The following is a 1,687-nucleotide window of genomic DNA, read 5'->3' on the forward strand; positions in this document are numbered from 1 at the left end:
GACGCCATAGGCGGGGCTACGTCACGAACCCGCTTCCAATACCGGGCGAAGACGCTATCTATGGCGCGGGGCGGCTCCCAATCACTCACGAGGCAATCCATGACAATTCGCGCTGTCGTCTGGGGCGAGAACATCCATGAGCGGACCAATGAGGTGGTGGCCTCCATCTATCCGGAAGGCATGCATGCGACCATCGCCAAGGCGCTGAATGCGGACAAGGCGATCTCCGCCTCGACCGCGACGCTGGAGCAGCCGGAGCACGGCCTGCCGGAATCCCGCCTCGCCGAGACCGACGTGCTTGTCTGGTGGGGCCACAAGGACCATGGCGCCGTCGCCGACGAGGTGGTCGAGGGCGTTGCAAAGCGCGTCTGGGAAGGAATGGGCCTGATCGTGCTGCATTCCGGCCATTTCTCCAAGATCTTCAAGCGGCTGATGGGCACGCCCTGCACGCTGAAATGGCGCGAGGCCGGCGAGCGCGAGCGGCTCTGGGTGACCAGCCCCAGCCACCCGATTGCCGAAGGCCTGGGCGAGTTCTTCGAACTCGAGAACGAGGAGATGTATGGCGAGCAGTTCGCCGTGCCGGAGCCGCTGGAAACCGTCTTCATCTCCTGGTTCCAGGGCGGCGAGGTGTTCCGCTCGGGCCTCACCTACCGGCGCGGCGCCGGCAATGTCTTCTACTTCCGGCCCGGGCACGAGACTTATCCGACCTACCACGATGCGACGGTCCAAAAGGTGCTGCGCAACGCGGTGAAGTGGGCACATAACCCGCAAGGGTCGAAGCCCGCCATCCTCGATGCGCCGAACGTGCCGGTCGAGAGGGCGCTGGAGCCGATCGAGGAGCGCGGCGGCAAGCTGCACGCGCATGGCGAGGCCGGTTTCCGCTAAAGCGCTTCCTCTTTGCTCGGGATTGCGCGGAAACAGCGCCTGGGCCACATTCGCCTCGCATGATTGAATCGAACCAAATCGCTCGGAGGAGCAAGAAATGCGGCTTTTGATACTCGGAACCGGCTGGATGGCGCAGGAACATGCCCGCCGCTTCGGCGCCATCGAGTGCGTCGACATCGTCGGCGCGGTTGACGTCGATGCGGCTCGCGTCGGCGAGTACGCCGACGCCTACAAGATCCCGAAGCGCTTCACCTCGCTTGAGGCGGCGCTCGACTGGGGCGACTTCGACGCGGTCGCCAATGTCACGCCCGACCGCATCCATCATCCGACCACCATGGCGCTGGTCGCCGCCGGCAAGCCGGTGCTGTGCGAGAAGCCGCTGGCCGAGAATTTCGGCAAGGCGAACGAGATGGCCGACGCCGCGGAGGCCGCCGGCATCGTCAACATGGTCAACCTCACCTATCGCAACGTGGCCGCGCTGCAGAAGGCGCGCCAGATGGTCCGGGCCGGCGAGATCGGCACGGTGCACCATGTCGAGGCGTCCTATCTGCAGAGCTGGCTGGTGTCGAAATTCTGGGGCGACTGGCGCACGGATCCGAAATGGCTGTGGCGGCTGTCGCGCGGCCACGGGTCGAACGGCGTGCTGGGAGACGTCGGCATCCATATCCTCGATTTCGCCAGCTATGGCGCCGCGCTTGACATCGACCATGTCTTCTGCCGGCTGCGGGCCTTCGACAAGGCGCCGGGCAACCGCATCGGCGAATACCAGTTCGACGCCAATGACAGCTTCGCCATGACTGTC

At 65.1% G+C, this 1,687-nt stretch carries 2 protein-coding genes; both read left to right on the top strand.

Annotated features, from left to right (window positions below; genetic code table 11):
* The first annotated feature begins 99 nt into the window (after positions 1–99).
* The gene (locus tag EOA27_RS35485; RefSeq protein ID WP_126078140.1) at positions 100–885 is read left to right on the top strand and encodes a ThuA domain-containing protein; all 786 of its coding nucleotides are present in this window, start codon (positions 100–102) and stop codon (positions 883–885) included.
* 97 nt (positions 886–982) lie between these two features.
* Positions 983–1,687: Gfo/Idh/MocA family oxidoreductase (locus EOA27_RS35490; RefSeq protein ID WP_145970797.1), on the top strand; the 705-nt coding region annotated here is incomplete at its 3' end.

The sequence above is a fragment of the Mesorhizobium sp. M2A.F.Ca.ET.037.01.1.1 genome (genome assembly GCF_003998075.1).
Lineage (GTDB): Bacteria > Pseudomonadota > Alphaproteobacteria > Rhizobiales > Rhizobiaceae > Mesorhizobium.

Excerpts from the sequence above, each read along its gene's own strand:
- EOA27_RS35485 (WP_126078140.1), top strand. The coding sequence starts at position 100 with ATGACAATTCGCGCTGTCGTCTGGGGCGAGAACATCCATGAGCGGACC.